Raw genomic sequence first — 2,571 nt, 5'->3', positions numbered from 1 at the left:
TGCTTAAACTTCATAAAGAGCGCCTCCTTGATGGTGTTGGGTTTCAAACCCGTGGACAAACCCATCATACCGAGGCGCTCCTTTTTTGACAAAGACCATTTCTTAGGTCCTACAGGAAGGTTCTACGGACAACGGCAGCCGTTAGTATGCCGGCTGCCGTCTTGTTGTGATTGAACTAACGTTCCCCGTTAGCGCAGTTCGTGGTATATATAATCGAGTCATAATCTCGGCATTTATCAACCTTTTTCTCTACCATCGATAAAAAATTGCCAGGAGACTAACCTTCTATTCCTCAGCGGTACTTATGTCAGCAGCAGTCTTTCTCTAACTGTGCTACAATCTTTAATAAGCAGCAATGGACAAAATTCTAACTAAATGCGTTCGGAGGGCATTACATGATTAAAAACAGATCCGTACCAACCAATTGCATTCTTCCACACGTCTATTATGATAACTTGGCTGAAGCGGTTACTTGGTTGATCAAAGTCTTTGGTTTCATTGAATATTACCGTATCGAGCTTTCCCATGGGCAGTTACATGGTGTAATGATGTATCACGGCGATGCCTGGGTCATGCTCAAAGATTCAGGTAGAAATCGGACCAGCCAATCCAAACTTGTCAATGCTACGCATTCACTTATGGTATTCGTCGATGATGTCGATGAACACTATCGCCATGTAAAAACTTTGGGAGCCCAAATCGTACAAGAGCTTTTTGACACAGAATACGGCGAGCGTCTATATTCAGCTAAAGATCCTGAAGGTCATTTGTGGGAGTTCTCGAAGCACATTCGTGATGTAAGTCCCGATAGTTTTGGAGCGAGGTAACGAAATAAGCACTAAATGCAGTTCCCTTTATTTACTCTCAACTCTACACAAACCTGCCTGTTAGGTGAACGAAAGGCTGCCGTACATTGCCGGCAGCCTTTTTCTTGTTGAATGTTCAACTCGTTCCCAGTTAGCGCAATCGACCACGCATTCAATAATTTAGAAATTCATTATTTGTTTTCACTTAAGGAAGACCACTCCTGAAAAACAATAATCAATTCTTCTAAGTTATTACTTCCGCCTCTACCCTTAAATACATTATCAATAACTTTACAGCGAACCCAATCAGTTTCAGAGCGGTCGATAATCAAGTCATCGAACGTTCTATCCTCTAGTTCTGTATCTTCCACTCTGATGTCAATTGCCCATCCTGGGTTATCAAGAGTTGTAATTTTAACTCCGTAACCATGCTCCCAATCTCCATCACAATTATTTGTATACCAATTTTCCAACCATTTTAATACATTCATCCATAAACCTCCCTTAAATTCTCCTCTATTCCACAGAGTAACTTCACTACCTGCCCAATAACTAACGACAAAAAGAGCGCTTCCCGCCGATCTACTCATAGTATGTTTGAACTAACGTTCTCCGTAGTTCAACAAGCTTGTTTTTGCTATTACCTTAATTGCCTTGTACTAAATCATTCTTGGCCAATTCAAATCCTACTGCAATTTTAATCTGATAAGTTTTACTATGTCCTTTCATCCAATCCTCAATTGGATACACATCGACTATTGGTTCAATTGTGTTATCATAACGGTCAAGTTCAATCTTAATAATAGAGTGAGTATCTACAAGGAAACTGATTATATCCTCACCTTGTTCAGGTGTCCAAGATAAAGTGTGCGCTGTCTTCATCTCGGGAAACGTCATTCTAATTATATTTAAAAACCTACTCATGGATATATCATTGAACAAATGAAATTTTGAAGCGATTAATTCTTGTCGATATGCTTGTTCTGTCATAGTCCCTTTCAGTTTCATACGCTACCTGCTTTCCTTAAAGAAGTGGCCTATTAGCAATTAAGGCAAATAAATTATCGTTTATATTCAAGATGGGCACCACGTTAACCTGCCCTTTAGTTTAACGGACAACGGCAGCCGATCAGTTCCGGCTGCCGTCATGTCATGTTTGAGCTTTCGTTCTTACGTTTGTTCGATCAGATTGTAGACCATTCCTTAAATTTGACTAAAATCTCATGTAAATTCTTTGGTCCTCCTGATGCAGTAAAGGTATTATTCTCAACTTTACAAAAAAGCCAATCATCATCATTACGCTCAACTTGTACACTTGTGAAATCCTTATTTTCTAAATAAGTATCCATTAAATTTATCTCAACCCCCCAACCTGGGTTATCAAGTGTCTCTATTTTAATACCATAACCATGTTCCCAATCGCCATCACATTGGGATAAGTACCACTCTTCTAACCATTGAATTATATCCACTTGATCTCACTCCCTTGACTACGTTACCTGCTTTCGAACTCATCTTTTAAGCCCATCCTACACAACACATTATCGCACGTATCGCTAATGAAATCTGCCCAATAGCTTAATGACAAAAAGAGCAGTTGCCGCGGCAATCTGCTCCCTGGTTTTGTTTGAACAAACGTTTTCCGTTAGATTCCTGTAGATGGATAAATTTCAGCTTTGTAAAAAAACGAGCGCCTCGGTACGATGGAAGTACGCAACGGGTCAAAAGCCCTTTAATTCCATCATCCAGGAGGACGCTCTACTAT

General features: G+C 40.0%; 4 protein-coding genes. 1 reads left to right on the top strand and 3 read right to left on the bottom strand.

Translation table 11 applies throughout. From position 1 onward, the window contains the following. The first annotated feature begins 395 nt into the window (after nucleotides 1-395). Nucleotides 396-827 (top strand): VOC family protein, encoded by a 432-nt coding sequence (locus tag RQP52_RS36355; RefSeq protein WP_315956296.1) that lies wholly within the window; start codon nucleotides 396-398, stop codon nucleotides 825-827. 170 nt (nucleotides 828-997) lie between these two features. Here RQP52_RS36355 and RQP52_RS36350 read toward each other — a convergent pair whose 3' ends face one another. The 3 genes from RQP52_RS36350 to RQP52_RS36340 all read right to left on the bottom strand — a co-directional run bounded on the left by RQP52_RS36350 (nucleotide 998) and on the right by RQP52_RS36340 (nucleotide 2,278). Then, nucleotides 998-1,297, bottom strand: a complete 300-nt coding sequence (locus RQP52_RS36350) for an immunity 53 family protein (RefSeq protein WP_315956295.1) — start codon at nucleotides 1,295-1,297, stop codon at nucleotides 998-1,000. Between the two features lie 154 nt (nucleotides 1,298-1,451). Next, nucleotides 1,452-1,814: a hypothetical protein gene (locus tag RQP52_RS36345; RefSeq protein ID WP_315956294.1), complete on the bottom strand. Its 363-nt coding sequence runs from the start codon at nucleotides 1,812-1,814 to the stop codon at nucleotides 1,452-1,454. A gap of 176 nt (nucleotides 1,815-1,990) precedes the next feature. Beyond that, a complete protein-coding gene (locus RQP52_RS36340) occupies nucleotides 1,991-2,278 on the bottom strand; it encodes an immunity 53 family protein (protein ID WP_315956293.1) in 288 nt (95 codons plus the stop codon). Nucleotides 2,279-2,571: the final 293 nt, after the last annotated feature.

Source organism: Paenibacillus violae (assembly GCF_032461945.1).
In the GTDB taxonomy this organism is placed as follows: Bacteria; Bacillota; Bacilli; order Paenibacillales; family NBRC-103111; genus Paenibacillus_E; species Paenibacillus_E violae.
The sequence above is the reverse complement of the archived record's forward strand: the minus strand, read 5'-3'. Positions and strand labels throughout refer to the sequence as shown.

Coding starts and splice junctions, on each gene's coding strand:
- RQP52_RS36355 (WP_315956296.1), top strand. CDS start 396: ATGATTAAAAACAGATCCGTACCAACCAATTGCATTCTTCCACACGTC.
- RQP52_RS36350 (WP_315956295.1), bottom strand. CDS start 1,297: ATGAATGTATTAAAATGGTTGGAAAATTGGTATACAAATAATTGTGAT.
- RQP52_RS36345 (WP_315956294.1), bottom strand. CDS start 1,814: ATGAAACTGAAAGGGACTATGACAGAACAAGCATATCGACAAGAATTA.